Origin of the sequence: Streptomyces peucetius, from assembly GCF_025854275.1 — a bacterium.
Classification (GTDB): domain Bacteria; phylum Actinomycetota; class Actinomycetes; order Streptomycetales; family Streptomycetaceae; genus Streptomyces; species Streptomyces peucetius_A.
Window position 1 is genome coordinate 4,458,579 of record NZ_CP107567.1, and the last position, 14,372, is coordinate 4,472,950.

Annotated in this window: 14 protein-coding genes; 8 read left to right on the forward strand and 6 right to left on the reverse strand. The window is 70.1% G+C overall.

The window, feature by feature from the left end:
• The first annotated feature begins 92 nt into the window (after nt 1–92).
• From OGH68_RS20550 to OGH68_RS20570, 5 genes are all read left to right on the forward strand, one after another.
• A complete protein-coding gene (locus tag OGH68_RS20550; RefSeq protein WP_264250193.1) occupies nt 93–695 on the forward strand; it encodes a hypothetical protein in 603 nt (200 codons plus the stop codon).
• Nucleotides 696–709: 14 nt separating this feature from the next.
• Nucleotides 710–883, forward strand: a complete 174-nt coding sequence (locus OGH68_RS20555) for a hypothetical protein (protein ID WP_264246059.1) — start codon at nt 710–712, stop codon at nt 881–883.
• A gap of 104 nt (nt 884–987) precedes the next feature.
• Nucleotides 988–1,383 (forward strand): BlaI/MecI/CopY family transcriptional regulator, encoded by a 396-nt coding sequence (locus tag OGH68_RS20560; protein WP_264246060.1) that lies wholly within the window; start codon nt 988–990, stop codon nt 1,381–1,383.
• 9 nt (nt 1,384–1,392) lie between these two features.
• Nucleotides 1,393–1,920: an amino-acid N-acetyltransferase gene (locus tag OGH68_RS20565; RefSeq protein WP_264246062.1), complete on the forward strand. Its 528-nt coding sequence runs from the start codon at nt 1,393–1,395 to the stop codon at nt 1,918–1,920.
• A gap of 143 nt (nt 1,921–2,063) precedes the next feature.
• A complete protein-coding gene (locus tag OGH68_RS20570) occupies nt 2,064–2,399 on the forward strand; it encodes a histone-like nucleoid-structuring protein Lsr2 (RefSeq protein ID WP_264246064.1) in 336 nt (111 codons plus the stop codon).
• On the opposite strand, the gene OGH68_RS20575 is transcribed toward OGH68_RS20570, so the two are convergent.
• Nucleotides 2,378–2,941, reverse strand: a complete 564-nt coding sequence (locus tag OGH68_RS20575) for an SCO3374 family protein (RefSeq protein ID WP_264246067.1) — start codon at nt 2,939–2,941, stop codon at nt 2,378–2,380. The genes OGH68_RS20570 and OGH68_RS20575 overlap by 22 nt on opposite strands.
• 431 nt (nt 2,942–3,372) lie before the next feature.
• Between OGH68_RS20575 and OGH68_RS20580 the strand changes: the two genes are divergently transcribed.
• Together OGH68_RS20580 and OGH68_RS20585 are read left to right on the forward strand one after the other, a co-directional pair.
• A complete protein-coding gene (locus OGH68_RS20580; RefSeq protein WP_264246069.1) occupies nt 3,373–5,898 on the forward strand; it encodes an ATP-dependent Clp protease ATP-binding subunit in 2,526 nt (841 codons plus the stop codon).
• 146 nt (nt 5,899–6,044) lie between these two features.
• Nucleotides 6,045–7,715: an IS1182 family transposase gene (locus tag OGH68_RS20585; RefSeq protein WP_264243054.1), complete on the forward strand. Its 1,671-nt coding sequence runs from the start codon at nt 6,045–6,047 to the stop codon at nt 7,713–7,715.
• A gap of 184 nt (nt 7,716–7,899) precedes the next feature.
• Here the strand turns inward: OGH68_RS20585 and dacB are convergent, their stop codons facing one another.
• The gene (gene dacB, locus OGH68_RS20590; protein ID WP_264246071.1) at nt 7,900–9,495 is read right to left on the reverse strand and encodes a D-alanyl-D-alanine carboxypeptidase/D-alanyl-D-alanine-endopeptidase; all 1,596 of its coding nucleotides are present in this window, start codon (nt 9,493–9,495) and stop codon (nt 7,900–7,902) included.
• Nucleotides 9,496–10,060: 565 nt separating this feature from the next.
• Between dacB and OGH68_RS20595 the strand changes: the two genes are divergently transcribed.
• Nucleotides 10,061–10,735, forward strand: a complete 675-nt coding sequence (locus tag OGH68_RS20595; RefSeq protein WP_264246072.1) for a M23 family metallopeptidase — start codon at nt 10,061–10,063, stop codon at nt 10,733–10,735.
• Between the two features lie 194 nt (nt 10,736–10,929).
• On the opposite strand, the gene cseC is transcribed toward OGH68_RS20595, so the two are convergent.
• The 4 genes from cseC to OGH68_RS20615 are packed head-to-tail and all read right to left on the reverse strand — an operon-like array spanning nt 10,930 to nt 14,259.
• Nucleotides 10,930–12,291 (reverse strand): two-component system sensor histidine kinase CseC, encoded by a 1,362-nt coding sequence (cseC, locus tag OGH68_RS20600; protein ID WP_264246073.1) that lies wholly within the window; start codon nt 12,289–12,291, stop codon nt 10,930–10,932.
• A gap of 10 nt (nt 12,292–12,301) precedes the next feature.
• Complete coding sequence (gene cseB / locus OGH68_RS20605) at nt 12,302–13,006, reverse strand: two-component system response regulator CseB (RefSeq protein ID WP_264246075.1); 705 nt, start codon at nt 13,004–13,006, stop codon at nt 12,302–12,304.
• 21 nt (nt 13,007–13,027) lie between these two features.
• Nucleotides 13,028–13,699: a hypothetical protein gene (locus OGH68_RS20610; protein WP_264246077.1), complete on the reverse strand. Its 672-nt coding sequence runs from the start codon at nt 13,697–13,699 to the stop codon at nt 13,028–13,030.
• Nucleotides 13,687–14,259 (reverse strand): SigE family RNA polymerase sigma factor, encoded by a 573-nt coding sequence (locus tag OGH68_RS20615; protein ID WP_264246080.1) that lies wholly within the window; start codon nt 14,257–14,259, stop codon nt 13,687–13,689. Before OGH68_RS20615 ends, OGH68_RS20610 begins: the two co-directional genes overlap by 13 nt.
• Between the last annotated feature and the right edge of the window lie 113 nt (nt 14,260–14,372).

Below are 14,372 nucleotides of genomic sequence, written 5' to 3' on the forward strand. Positions count from 1 at the left end.
GGCGACACGCCACCGCCGAGACGCTAAGCGGATTTTGGACAAATGGGGCGTATTGTCGGGACATGCCCACGCCATACGGATCCCGTGGCGGCATGGCGTTCGGTGCGGACGAGCTGCGTGTGCTCCGACGCGCCCTTGCCGTCGCCCTTCACCCCGTCCCCCTGGCCGACGACGACGTCCGCGAGTGCTTGCAGCTGGCCGACTCCGTGGACGAGGCGGTTCGCGAGGCAGGCCGGCTGCGTGCGTTCCTCCTCGCCGAGCTCGCCCGCTACCGTGACGCCCTGCCCGGTGCGGCCACCGGCTACCTGGAGCTGCTCCAGGACGCCCTTGCCGCCGGCTACGACCCCCGACCGGACGATCTGGCGGCTCTGCGCGCCCTGCGCGGCAATCCGGCCGCCGCGGCCGTGCTGCGCCGCTGCCAGGCGTTGGTGGAGCAGTCGGTGCGCAGCCGGCTCGCGGGGCGGGCCATCCCCGTTCCTGCACCCGCCCAGGCGCCGACGCCCGAGGCCGCACCCCGCCGCGCCCGGCTGCTCGCGCTTCCCGGCGGCCGTGCCGCCGACGCGCCGAAGCCCGCGCCGAAGCCCAAGCCCGAGCCGCAGCCGAAACCGGACGAGCGCCCGGTGCCGAAGCCCTCGGAAGTGTTCCCGCCACGCCGTAAGCCCGTGCCCCCGCCGGAGCAGTGGGCCGTCGGCTAGTTACCCTGGACGGCATGGACTACGTTTCCGCGCTTGTTCCCCCCGTGGTGATGGCCGTCTTCTTCGTCGGCCTGGTCGTGACGATCGTCAAGAGCCAGGGCGGCCCGAACAAGGCCAAGGAGGACGCCGCCGTGGACGCGGCGCTGGCCCGTGCGGAGTCCGGCCCCCAGGCCGGGCGCGACAACTGACCGCCGTCCCCGACGGCGTGGGACGTACGGCGGAATCCCCGCCGTACGTCCTTTTTGTTACGTCAATAGTCGTTTGATCGCCGATCTCCCACTATGGTGGCGATGTGCCCCGCCAATTGGGAGAGCTCGAAGACGCCGTCATGACACGGATCTGGCAATGGAACCGGCCGGTGACGGTCAGGGAAGTCCTGGAAGACCTGCAGCAGGAACGGTCCATCGCCTACACCACCGTCATGACGGTAATGGACAATCTCCATCAGAAGGGCTGGGTCCGCAGGGAAGTCGAGGGCCGGGCCTATCGATATACGGCGGTCTCCACCCGTGCCGCGTACTCGGCCGCACTGATGAACGAAGCCTGGTCCAAGAGTGACAACCCCGCGGCGGCCCTTGTCGCCTTCTTCGGCATGATGTCCCCGGAGCAGCGCGAGGCGTTGCAAGCCGCTGTGCGCCTGGTTCAGGGCAGCGGGCCCGGCGAGGACCCGGGGGCGGCGGAGCGATAGCGTCGGGCCATGCCTTATGCCGCAGCAAATGCCTTCACCGTCCGGCGGGCGAGGACGGGTGATGTGCCGGACGTCCGCCGGCTCGTGGATCCGTACGTCGGCGAAGGCATCCTGCTCGACAAAGCGACGGTGACCCTTTACGAAGCCATCCAGGAGTTCTGGGTCGCCGAACGCGACGAGGACGGCCTGGTTGTCGGGTGCGGCGCCCTCCACGTCATGTGGGAGGACCTCGCGGAAGTGCGCACTCTCGCCGTGGACCCCGCCTTCAAGGGGCACGGCATCGGGCACCTGGTTCTCGAGAAGCTCGTGGCCACGGCACGCAGGCTGGGTGTGCGCAGGGTTTTCTGCCTCACCTTCGAAGTGGACTTCTTCTCCCGGCACGGCTTCGTCGAGATCGGAGAGACTCAGACACCGGTGGACACCGATGTCTACGCGGAGCTGCTGCGTTCCTATGACGAGGGCGTCGCCGAGTTCCTCGGGCTCGAACGAGTGAAGCCGAACACCTTGGGCAACAGCCGGATGCTTCTGCACCTGTGATCGCCGCAAGCGCCCGATCCCTATGTCCGAATCGCGCACGTTTCCCGTGTTCTCGCGGTTCTGAACCTCTGTCGAGGGTTTGTGTTTTCCAGGGAAAAGCGGTTTCCTTTCCGCGTACTGCATTTTCGATGAAAGGAAATCCGGTGGCACAGAAGGTTCAGGTCCTTCTTGTCGACGACCTCGACGGCGGCGAGGCGGACGAGACGGTGACGTTCGCTCTGGACGGCAAGACCTATGAGATCGACCTCACCACCGCCAATGCGGACAAGCTCCGGACCCTGCTCGAGCCTTACGCGAAGAGCGGCCGGCGCACCGGTGGCCGGGCCTCGACCGGCCGGGGCAAGGGCCGCGCGGCGGCGGGCGGCAACAAGGACACCGCCGAAATCCGCGCCTGGGCGAAGGCGAACGGCTTTGAAGTCAATGACCGGGGCCGTGTCCCCGCGACGGTCCGTGAGGCTTACGAGAAGGCCAACGGCTGACCTCGCGTCTTTCGCGCATTCGTACGCGCCGTACGTGTCAGCCGGGCGCGGTGGCACTCCGTGGCCGCCGTGTCCACGAGCCGTACGAGATCGGGGGCACCCCCACTGTCCCCGAGTCCGGTGAGAGCCGGCAGCTGTAAGCGCCCTGCCACAGGGGGCCGCAGCCACACAGCGGCTCCCTGGGGGGCGCAGCGCCCGGGCGGCGGCGGGGCGGTCATCGCTCCGCCCGTGCCGAGGGCGGTCAGGTCGAGATCGACTCCGCGCCATTCCAGCCAGTCGAGCAGCCCTGGCAGCTCCTCCGCGCTTCCCGCGGCCACCAGCAGCCGCACTCTCGGCCCGTCGAGGGCCACGGGCCCGGTACGGGCCCCGCGGCGCAGCACCGCCGTCCCGGCGTCCGCCGGCAGCTCCAGCACGTCGAAGCGGGCCCCGGTCGCCAGCCGCACCGGACTGCCGTCCGTCGCGTCCCAGCCGAACTCCCTGCGGTACCACTGCGCGGCGCAGCCCTCGGAGGGCGCGCGGGGGGACGGCACGGTGAAGGACATGCCACGGGAACTCCGAATCCGCTCGGTGGGTTACGGAGGGTGTGGTTTCCGTTGCGGCGGGTAACGAAATCGGGGGCGTGCGAACGGGTCGAACGGCGCAAGGTTGTTCGCCCGTAGCTGAGGGACGGGGGGCCTGCCGCATGGAGTGTCAGTGCCGGCGGGTAAGACATCCCTAGTGGGGAGGGGCGACACGCTCGCAGGTCAGTCTCACGTTCGCCATCGGCGTAGTGGTGGTGGGGGTAACTGCCTGGCCTGCGGGAACATCGTCTCGCACCATCGGGTTGGAGCAGTTGTCGGCGTTCAGGGGTCAGGAGGCCACAGACGGGTGTCGGCAGTTGGAATGAGCGGTCCCCGCTTGCGGGACTAAGCTGCGGAAGGACAGGGAGGGGACCGACCCCTTACTGCCTGACCGCTCTGAGGAGCGATTAACGATGTTCGAGAGGTTCACCGACCGCGCGCGGCGGGTTGTCGTCCTGGCTCAGGAAGAAGCCCGGATGCTCAACCACAACTACATCGGCACCGAGCACATCCTCCTGGGCCTTATCCACGAGGGTGAGGGTGTCGCCGCTAAGGCCCTGGAGAGCCTCGGGATTTCGCTCGAGGCGGTCCGCCAGCAGGTGGAGGAGATCATCGGCCAGGGCCAGCAGGCCCCGTCCGGGCACATCCCCTTCACGCCCCGTGCCAAGAAGGTCCTGGAGCTGTCGCTCCGCGAGGCGCTTCAGCTGGGCCACAACTACATCGGCACCGAGCACATCCTGCTCGGCCTGATCCGCGAGGGCGAGGGCGTCGCCGCCCAGGTCCTCGTGAAGCTGGGCGCCGATCTCAACCGGGTGCGGCAGCAGGTCATCCAGCTGCTCTCCGGATACCAGGGCAAGGAAGCCGCCACGGCAGGCGGCCCGGCCGAGGGCACGCCCTCGACCTCCCTCGTCCTCGACCAGTTCGGCCGGAACCTCACCCAGGCCGCTCGTGAGTCCAAGCTCGACCCGGTCATCGGGCGCGAGAAGGAGATCGAGCGGGTCATGCAGGTGCTGTCCCGCCGCACCAAGAACAACCCGGTCCTCATCGGCGAGCCCGGCGTCGGCAAGACGGCGGTCGTCGAGGGCCTGGCGCAGGCCATCGTCAAGGGCGAGGTGCCCGAGACCCTCAAGGACAAGCACCTCTACACCCTCGACCTCGGCGCGCTGGTCGCCGGCTCCCGCTACCGCGGTGACTTCGAGGAGCGCCTGAAGAAGGTCCTCAAGGAGATCCGCACCCGCGGCGACATCATCCTGTTCATCGACGAGCTCCACACCCTGGTGGGTGCGGGCGCCGCCGAGGGCGCGATCGACGCCGCGAGCATCCTCAAGCCCATGCTGGCGCGAGGCGAGCTGCAGACGATCGGTGCCACCACGCTCGACGAGTACCGCAAGCACCTGGAGAAGGATGCCGCGCTCGAGCGCCGCTTCCAGCCCATCCAGGTCGCGGAGCCGTCGCTGCCGCACACCATCGAGATCCTCAAGGGCCTGCGCGACCGCTACGAGGCCCACCACCGGGTCTCCATCACGGACGAGGCGCTGGTCCAGGCCGCCACCCTGGCCGACCGGTACATCTCGGACCGCTTCCTGCCGGACAAGGCGATCGACCTGATCGACGAGGCCGGATCCCGGATGCGCATCCGCCGGATGACCGCGCCGCCGGACCTGCGCGAGTTCGACGAGAAGATCGCCGGTGTCCGCCGTGACAAGGAGTCCGCGATCGACTCCCAGGACTTCGAGAAGGCGGCCTCTCTCCGCGACAAGGAGAAGCAGCTGCTGGCGGCGAAGGCCAAGCGGGAGAAGGAGTGGAAGGCCGGCGACATGGACGTCGTCGCCGAGGTCGACGGCGAGCTGATCGCCGAGGTCCTCGCGACCGCCACTGGCATCCCGGTCTTCAAGCTGACCGAGGAGGAGTCCTCGCGTCTGCTGCGCATGGAGGACGAGCTCCACAAGCGCGTCATCGGGCAGAAGGACGCCATCAAGGCCCTCTCGCAGGCCATCCGCCGTACGCGAGCCGGTCTGAAGGACCCGAAGCGCCCCGGTGGCTCGTTCATCTTCGCCGGCCCGTCCGGTGTCGGTAAGACCGAGCTCTCCAAGACGCTCGCCGAATTCCTCTTCGGCGACGAGGACGCGCTGATCTCCCTCGACATGTCGGAGTTCAGCGAGAAGCACACGGTTTCCCGTCTCTTCGGTTCGCCCCCCGGATACGTGGGCTACGAAGAGGGCGGACAGCTCACCGAGAAGGTGCGCCGCAAGCCGTTCTCCGTCGTCCTCTTCGACGAGGTCGAGAAGGCCCACCCCGATATCTTCAATTCCCTTCTGCAGATCCTGGAGGACGGTCGTCTGACCGACTCCCAGGGCCGCGTCGTGGACTTCAAGAACACGGTCATCATCATGACGACCAACCTCGGGACCCGGGACATCTCCAAGGGCTTCAACCTGGGCTTCGCCGCCCAAGGCGACGTCAAGACCGGATACGAGCGGATGAAGGCGAAGGTCAACGACGAGCTGAAGCAGCACTTCCGGCCGGAGTTCCTCAACCGTGTCGACGACACGGTCGTCTTCCACCAGCTCACCGAGGAAGACATCATCCAGATCGTCGACCTCATGATCGCCAAGGTGGACGAGCGCCTCAAGGACCGTGACATGGGCATCGAGCTCAGCTCCACGGCCAAGTCGCTCCTCGCGAAGAAGGGCTACGACCCGGTCCTGGGCGCCCGGCCGCTGCGCCGTACGATCCAGCGCGAGATCGAGGACATCCTGTCGGAGAAGATCCTCTTCGGCGAGCTGCGCCCCGGTCACATCGTGGTCGTGGACAGCGAGGGCGAGGGTGAGGAGAAGAAGTTCACCTTCCGCGGCGAGGAGAAGTCGGCTCTGCCGGACGTCCCGCCGATCGAGCAGGCGGCCGGCGGCAGCGGACCGAACCTGTCGAAGGACGCGTGACGGCCCTGCGGGCCGAGTGATGTGACGGGGCCGGCCCCGGACCCATGAGGGGATGCCGTTGGCTAATCCGGGGCCGGGCGTGACGTCGGCCTTCAAAACCTGGTTGTGGTCTTGAAGGCCGACGTTGTCGTTTGGGGAGGGTGTCGATGTCGATGCAGCCGGAGGAGCCGGGGGATGTTCCGGCGGAGACGGTGCGGGTGGCTCGGGCGGCATTCCCGAAGGGGAGTCTGGCGATCCGGCTCCGGGACGAGCTGGGGGTGCTGTTCACCGATGAGCAGTTCGCCGGTCTGTTCCCGGCCCGGGGGAAGCCCGCGGTGTCGCCGGGCCGGCTGGCGCTGGTGTCGGTGCTCCAGTTCGCCGAGGGCCTGCCCGACCGGCAGGCGGCCTTGGCGGTGCGGGCCCGGATCGATTGGAAGTACGCCCTGGGCCTGGAACTGACCGATGCGGGGTTCGACTACTCCGTGCTGTGCGAGTTCCGTGCCCGGCTGGTCGAGGCCGAGGCCGGGCAAATGGTCTTCGACCGGGTCCTGGACGCCGCCCGGCAGGCGGGTGTGCTGAAGCCGCCGGGGCGAGCGCGGACGGACTCCACGCATGTGCTGGCCGCGATCCGGTCGCTGAACCGGCTGGAGTTCGTCATCGAGACACTGCGGGCGGCGCTCAACGCGGTCGCGGCAGCCGCCCCTGAGTGGCTGACCGGCCATGCCGATCCGGCATGGTTCGACCGGTATGCCGCCCGGCCGGAGGACTACTGGCTGCCCTCGGGCCGCGGCAGGCGCACTGAGCTGGCGGAACAGACCGGCCGGGACGGAATGCGCCTGCTCACCAACGTGCACGCCGCTCACGCGCCCTGCTGGCTGCGCGAGCTGCCCGCCGTCCAGATTCTGCGTCGCGCGTGGGTGCAGCAGTACGCGGTCGACATGGAGGGCGAGGTGAGGTGGCGGGACCCAAAAGAGTGCCCGCCGGGCGCTTTGCGCCTGGTCAGTCCCTATGACACCGAGGCCCGCGCGAGCGTGAAGCGCGACATCAAATGGGACGGGTTCAAAGTCCATCTCACCGAGACCTGCGACCCGGACACTGTTCACCTGATCACGAACGTGCTGACCAGCGACGCCACCGTCCCCGACATCAAGGCCACCGACACCGTCCACGACAGTCTCGCCGACAAAGACCTGTTGCCCGGCGAACACCTGCTGGACGCGGGCTACCTCGACGGTCCCCGCATCGTCACCGCCCAGACCCGGCACGACGTCACCCTGACCGGCCCCATCGCAGGCAACACCACCGCCCAGGCCGCCGGACCCTACGGGCAGGATGCGTTCACCGTGGACTGGGACAACAAGACCGTGACCTGCCCGAACGGCATGACCACCAGCCAGTGGCGTGACGCGCTCTCGCACCGCGGCACCCCTGTCATCCGGATCCAGTTCTCACCCAAGGACTGCCGCTCCTGCCCCTCCCGGCCCCAGTGCATCAACTCAACCACCCGGCCCCACCGGGAGATCACGCTCCGGCCCCGCGCCGAACACGAAGCAATCCGGCAGGCCCGCGCCGCAGAGGGAACCCCCGAGTGGCGGGAACGCTACGCGGCCCGCAACGGCATCGAGGGCACCATCTCCCACGCCGTCCGAGTCACCGGCCTGCGCCAATGCCGCTACCACGGGCTCGCCAAGACCCGGCTCCAGCACCAACTCACCGCGACCGCGATCAACCTCGCACGCATGGACGCCTGGAGCACCAACAGGCCCCGAGCCCGAACCCGCACCTCCCACCTGACAGCACTTCGCCCCGCCGAGCACAAGCTCAACGGGGCGAATTAGCCAACGGCATCCCCATGAGGGTCCGGGGCCGGCCCCTTTCTGCGCTACCGGGACCGTGCCGCCGAGGCAGCGCACGCCCGCGCCGCGGTGGTCCCGGCACCCGGCCGCCCGGCGGCCGGGCGGCCGGGCCGCCGCCCACGGGAGAACCGGTCGGCGGCCGGGCCGGAGGGGACGCCGGCTCGGCTCAGCAGAGGGCCGGCTTCCGCCAGGAGCATTCGAGGCCGGTCTCCGGCTCCGCCGTCCGGGCGCGGGGCGCCACCTGCGTGATGCTGCCCTTCGCCGTGTCGGAGGAGGCCAGCAGGACGACCACCGCGTCCTCGATGCTCTTCACCGACGACGCCAGGTAGTTGTTGAGGACCACGCTGTAGACGAGTTCACGGCCGCCGGCGTCCGTGACGTAACCGGACAGGGCGGACGCGCCCGTGAGGGAGCCGGTCTTGCCGACCGCGTTGAGGGCTGCCGGGGTGCCGCACATACGGGAGCGCAGCGTGCCGCCGACGGCACGGTCCGGGGCGCAGGCGACCGGGAGTGACGCGTACCAGTCGGCGAACCACGGTGCGTCGCGCACCGAGAGCATCAGAGTCGCCAGTTCCTCGGCGGGGAACGCGTTCATCCGGGACAGTCCCGAGCCGTCGGTCTGGCGGATCGTGGACGTGGTGACTCCCTCCTTCTCCAGCCGCGCGGCGATCGCGGCGAGCCCTGCGTCCCACGTGCCCCGGCCGGCGACCTCGCGGCCCATGGCCTTGGTGAACGCTTCGGCGTGCATGTTGTTCGAGAGCTTCATGAAGGGGTGCATCAGCTCCCTGAGAGGCATGGAGCGGTGCGAGGCGAGCGTGCGGGCGCCGGGCGGGGTCGGACGGCCCAGCCTGGGGCTGCCGGCGACCCGTACGCCGTGGTCGGCCAGTGCGTCGGCGAACACGGCGGCCGCGTAGCCCGTCGGTTCCCAGACCGCGATCCACTCCTTGGCGGTGGCCGCGCCGACGGGCACGGCGCCGCTGACCGTGAGCGTGTTGCTGCCGTGCTCACGCGAGACGGACAGGGTGTCCGGCCCGTCCTGCGCGACCGTGGTGGCCGTGACGTCGAGGCGGACGTAGTCGGTGGGCGGGGTCACTCTCACCTTGGGGCGGGCACCGGGCCGTGTCCCCGGGGTCACCTCGACGACGACGGTGCCCGCGTCGTAGTCGGTGTCGGGCGCGAGGGTGAGTGCCGAGATCTGCGCGGAGTAGTAGGCGGACTCGTCGTCGGCCGCCCAGGAACGCCCGAGGCGCTGGTCGTCGAAGTGCGTGTCGTCGGCCACGAGGCGGCCGGTGACGCGTTCGACGCCTGACGCGGCGATGTCGGCGGCGAGCCGCTCGTAGTCGGACGCGAGCAGGGTGGGGTCGCCGCTGCCGCGCAGATACAGGTCGCCGACGAGGGTGGAGCCCATGCGGCGTCCGGTGGTCAGCACGTCGGTGGTGAAGCGGTGGTCCGGGCCGAGGACGGCCATGGCGGCGGCCGAGGTGGCGAGCTTGGTGTTGGAGGCGGGCATCAGCCGGTCCCCGCTGTCGCGCTGGTAGAGGCGTTCGCCGGTGGCGGCGTCGGCGACCACGACGCTCACCGCCCCGCCGTCCATGCGCGGGTCGGCGAGGATCTTGTCGAGGGCGCCCTTGAGGCCGGTGTCGGAGGGGCCTGCCCCGGCGGGCGGGCTCCAGGTGAGCATGCAGACGAGCCCGACGACGAGGGGCCAGGTCCAGGCGCGGTGCAGCGCGCGGCGGCGTACACGAACCAGGGGTCTACTCATGCCGAGGAGGATCCCGGAAGCGGCACCTTCCCGGAAGGACGCGCGGCGGGCTTTTCGGGCGATGCCCGGCGGCCATTCATGTGGCCCCGGTCACCGTAAAACCCCCATTCGAGAGGGGAAACAGCTCTTTCCGGACAGCCGGGACGAGTGGCCTGAGTCACGATTTCAGGGCTCTTCGAAGGGTCGCTCCGTGACAAGGCGCACAGGCGATTTGGGGCCTACTAGGTGGGTTAGTGATTGGTTTATCCGTTTTGCCCTATTGGGTGGAGGTGGTGGACCCGGGGCCTTCGGCCTCCTCCGTCTCCGGGTGGGGCGGGGAGGCGTCGCTCCCGCCGTGCCATGGCCCCGAAGTGGGGTTAAACCGTTCCGAGTGGGGCATAAGTGATCCCATTTTGAAGCGGTCGGGAAGGTTCGGACGGGCGTCAAGAGCCGTATTTCCGCCCCCTTTGCTACGACCTGATGTCGTAGATGGGGGGTTTGAGGTGACTTGGGAGCGCGGGTTACCAATGTGGAGCCAGCCCGGTGCGAGCGTGCCGGGTCCATTCATGCCCGGAGGTTCTCCCGTATGTCGAAGCGCACCATGATCCACCAGCTCCGCCCGTCCGTGCTCCGTGCCCGTGGTGCTGTCGTGGCCGCCGGAATGGGTGCCGTGATGGTCGTCGGAGCCGGTGCGGGTGTCGCCTCCGCCGACGCGGGCAAGGCGGCCAAGCCTGCCGTCGTGGACGCCGCTTCCGCCGTCGCCGCCCAGGCCGACGCCCAGGCGGCGGCCGCGAAGGCCAAGGCCGTCAAGAAGACCGCGAAGAAGCCCGCGAAGAAGGCCCCGGCCTGGGTCAAGCCCGTCAGCAAGTACACGCTGACCGCGAGCTTCGCGCAGGGCGGCGCCATGTGGTCCGCCAAGCACTCGGGCCAGGACTTCGCCGTGCCGATCGGCACCCCGGTCAAGGCCGCCAGCGCCGGCACCGTCGTCAAGGCCGGCCCGAACGGTGGCGGCGACGGCCCCGCGTACGGCAACGCCGTCGTGATCAAGCACAACAACGGCAAGTACTCGCAGTACGCGCACCTGTCGAAGATCAACGTCAACATCGGCTCGAAGGTGAAGGCCGGCCAGACCATCGCGAAGTCCGGCAACACCGGCAACTCGTCCGGCCCGCACCTGCACTTCGAGATCCGTACGACCCCGAACTACGGCTCGGCGCTGAACCCGATGGCGTTCCTGCGCTCCGCCGGCGTCAACCTCTGACGTACGCCTGAGTCACCCCCTCCGGCTTGACGGCCCCGCCCACCCGGGCGGGGCCTCAGCCGTTCCTGCCCCCTCGGCTCCCCCAGCCTCCGGCGTCCCGCCACAGGCCGCGCCTCGGCCCCGGCCCCGCCACAGGCCCGCCCCGCCACAGCCGCGTCGCGCCACAGGTCCCGGCCGTCTCGCGCCCCGGGCTCTCAGGCCCGTCCGCGAGAGCGCTTCGGCCTCTTCGCCTTCTGTTCGGCCCGCGGCTGGAGCACCGGGAAGCTCCCGGTGTTCGTCGGTGCGTGCTCCGGCAGCCAGAGCACCGCGATGGCCCCGCCGGAGTCCCCCAGCGGAGTCGCGCCCTCCGGCGCGGCGTTGCGGAACGTCAGCCGCGCCCCGAGCACCCGGGCCTGGCCAGCCGCGATCGTCAGCCCCAGACCGTGCCCCGTGGCCGCCCGGTCGCTGACACCCGTGCGGAACCGGCTCGGCCCCTCCCGCAGCAGTGCCTCGGGGAACCCGGGACCGTGGTCGCGTACCCGCAGCACACGACCCTCCACGGTGACCTCGATCGGGCCCTTGCCGTACTTGGCGGCGTTGGTGAGCAGATTGCCCAGGATGCGCTCCAGCCGCCGCGGGTCGGTGTTGACCCAGGAGCTGTGCACCACCCGGACCTCCGCGTCCGGATGGAAGACCGCCACCCGGCGCCCGACGAACTCGCCCAGCTGGATCTCCTGCAGCTCGGCCCGCTCGGAGGCGCTGTCCAGCCTGGCCACCTCCAGCACGTCCTCCACCAGCGTCCGCATGGCCTGCGCCCGGTCCCGCACCAGCTCGGTGGGCCGGCCCGGCGGCAGCAGCTCGGCCGCCGTGAGCAGGCCCGTGACGGGCGTGCGCAGCTCGTGCGCGATGTCCGCGGTGACGCGCCGCTCGGCCTCGATGCGCTCGTTCAGCGCGTCGGTGAGCGCGTCGACGGCCCGGGCCAGGTCGTCGGTCTCGTCGCGGACGACGCCGCCGACCGCCTCCCGCACCCGCACCTCGTGATTGCCCTCCGCCACCCGGCCCGCCGCGGCAGCGGCCTTGCGCAGCCGGCGCGAGAGCTGCCCGCCGATCAGCACGCCGAGCGCGGAACCGCCCAGCACGACGGAGAGGGAGCCGATGACCAGGGCCCGGTCAAGGTCCTGCATGATGACGGCGCTGCGCCCGGCGAACGAGCTGTGCAGGGAGAGCACGTCGCCGCCCGCCAGGGGGACGGCGGCCCAGATCTCCGGCGTTCCGTCGTGGCCATCCTCGACGTACGACCCGCGCCGCTTCTCCCGCATCAGACGCTTCAGCTCGTCGGGCAGCGCGGGATCGTTGATCTTGCTGTTGAAGCGCGGGTCCTTGTTCTTCGACGTCTCGTACCAGCGCTGGGCGAGCAGTACCCGGTCCATCTGCACGTCGCGGGCGTTGTCGAGCATGGATACCCGGGCCGCGTTGTGCACCACGAGGCTGAGCGCGGCGGCGATCAGCGCGCCGACGGCCGCGATCGCGATGCTGATCTTCCACCGGACGCCGGTGCGCAGGACAAGACGTCTCATGCCGTGGGCCTCACGCCTTGAGCTTGTAGCCGAAGCCCCGGACCGTCTCGATCCGGTCCTGGCCGATCTTCGTCCGCAGCCGCTGCACATGGACGTCGACGACCCGGGTGTCGCCGCCCCAGCCGTAGTCCCACACCCGCTCCAGCAGCTTGTCGCGGGAGAGCACGGTGCCGGGAGCGCCGGAGAACTCCAGCAGCAGCCTCATCTCGGTCGGCGTCAGCGACACCGGCCGGCCCGCCCTGAGCACCTCCATGCCCTCGGTGTCGACCGTCAGGTCGCCGAAGGTGAGCGCCCCGCCCTGTTCCTGCCGTCCCGGCCCGGTCGTGTCGCCCGCCGCGCCGCTCGCGTGCCCGAAGCGGCGCAGCACGGCGCGGATGCGGGCGACGAGCACGGCACCGTCGAAGGGCTTGGTGACGTAGTCGTCCGCGCCGGCCTCCAGGCCGAGCACCACGTCGATCGAGTCGGCGCGCGCGGACAGCATGATCACGGGAACCGTCGACTCGTCACGGATACGGCGGCACAGGCTCACCCCGTCGAGCCCCGGCACCATCACGTCCAGCAGCGCGATGTCCGGCCGGTCAGCGCGGAACGCCTCCAGGCCCTGCAGGCCGTCGGGCACCGCGGTGACCGCGAAGCCGTCCCGTTCCAGCGCGAGCTGGGTGGCCTCGCGGATGACATCGTCGTCCTCGACGAACAGGACATGCGTCTCGGCCATCCGGCTGCTCTCCCCGTTCTCTCAGTTCTCTTCCGGCGCGGGCGCCTCCGTGGCGACCACCTCGCCGTCGCCGACCGCCCGGCTGAATTCGTTGCGCACCCAGAACTCCCGGGTGAACTTGCCGTCCGACCAGCGGTAGGTGCTCACTTCCTCGCCCGACGGCTCCGCGACCGGGTCGTGCCTGGTGTACACCTGCTTGGTCACCACCAGGTCCCCCCGGTCGACCGCCGCGTAGACCGCCGGTTCCTCCACGGCGAAGACGTTCTCGTACGCCTTGTCGTCCTTCTCCCGATACACATACGTGCCCATGCCGACCGCGTCACCGCAGGTCAGGACATTGATGACGACGTCCGGCGTGTCATTTCCGGTGAGCTGCGCGTACGAGGTGTCGACCGGGTACGAGTCCTTGGCACAGGGCCGCAGATCGGCCTTGACCCGTGGGCTGACCTTCGGGTCGGCCAGCAGGAGCTCGACCGCGTCCACCCGCTTCGTGAAGTGCCCCGGGCTGCCGGACGGTACCGGGGAAGGGGTCGCCTTGCTCGCGGCCTCCGAGGGCGCGGCGCCCTCGTCCTGCACCCCGGTGCCCCCGGTGGAACAGCCGGCCGCGAGCAGGACGACAGCGACGAGCCCGGCCGTCGCCGTGCCGCCCGCCGCCATGGTCCTGCTGCTGCCCTTGCCTTTCAGGCCGCGCACCGCTCCTGCTCCCGTCCGTCACATCCGTGGGCCCGCCGCGTCGCGTCGCGCTCCAGGGCGCGGGCGTCGAGGTTCCGTGCCTCGAGTTCCTGACGGAGCCGGGCCAGGGCCCGGTGCAGCGTGCTCTTCACCGTACCGGCCGACATGCCGAGCGCGGCGGCGGTCTCCTCGGTGCTCATCTGCTCCCAGTGCCGCAGCACGACGACGCTGCGCTGCTTGGGCGCCAGCACCTTGAGCACGTCCATCAGGAGGGCACGGTCGGCGCGCTGCTCGCTGCCGTCGTCGATGCTCGCGTCGGGCAGCTGCTCGGTCGGGACCTCCTCGAGCTTGCGGGCCCGCCACCACTCGGTCCGCGTGTTGATCATCACGCGGCGGAGGTAGGCGTCCGCGAGCGACTTGTCCGCGATTCCGTCCCAGCGGCCGTAGGTGCGGACCAGGGCGGTCTGGAGCAGGTCCTGCGCGTCGATCGGGTCGGGGACGAGGCGCCGGGCGCTGCGCAGCAGCGCCTCCTGCCGGGTGCGTACGTACTCCTCGAATTCGAGCACCTCGCCGTGCGCCATTCCAACCGCCTCCGTCCCCGTGAAACCCCGTGTGTCCTTGCGTCACAAGAACCTACGGAGCTGTTGTCACGGCGCTGTGCGGAGCAGCCGTCGGACGGCGCACGGCCGTCCAT

Excerpts from the sequence above, each read along its gene's own strand:
- OGH68_RS20595 (WP_264246072.1), top strand. The coding sequence starts at position 10,061 with ATGTCGAAGCGCACCATGATCCACCAGCTCCGCCCGTCCGTGCTCCGT.
- OGH68_RS20555 (WP_264246059.1), top strand. The coding sequence starts at position 710 with ATGGACTACGTTTCCGCGCTTGTTCCCCCCGTGGTGATGGCCGTCTTC.
- cseB (WP_264246075.1), bottom strand. The coding sequence starts at position 13,006 with ATGGCCGAGACGCATGTCCTGTTCGTCGAGGACGACGATGTCATCCGC.
- OGH68_RS20585 (WP_264243054.1), top strand. The coding sequence starts at position 6,045 with ATGTCGATGCAGCCGGAGGAGCCGGGGGATGTTCCGGCGGAGACGGTG.
- dacB (WP_264246071.1), bottom strand. The coding sequence starts at position 9,495 with ATGAGTAGACCCCTGGTTCGTGTACGCCGCCGCGCGCTGCACCGCGCC.
- cseC (WP_264246073.1), bottom strand. The coding sequence starts at position 12,291 with ATGAGACGTCTTGTCCTGCGCACCGGCGTCCGGTGGAAGATCAGCATC.
- OGH68_RS20575 (WP_264246067.1), bottom strand. The coding sequence starts at position 2,941 with ATGTCCTTCACCGTGCCGTCCCCCCGCGCGCCCTCCGAGGGCTGCGCC.
- OGH68_RS20580 (WP_264246069.1), top strand. The coding sequence starts at position 3,373 with ATGTTCGAGAGGTTCACCGACCGCGCGCGGCGGGTTGTCGTCCTGGCT.
- OGH68_RS20550 (WP_264250193.1), top strand. The coding sequence starts at position 93 with ATGGCGTTCGGTGCGGACGAGCTGCGTGTGCTCCGACGCGCCCTTGCC.
- OGH68_RS20615 (WP_264246080.1), bottom strand. The coding sequence starts at position 14,259 with ATGGCGCACGGCGAGGTGCTCGAATTCGAGGAGTACGTACGCACCCGG.
- OGH68_RS20565 (WP_264246062.1), top strand. The coding sequence starts at position 1,393 with ATGCCTTATGCCGCAGCAAATGCCTTCACCGTCCGGCGGGCGAGGACG.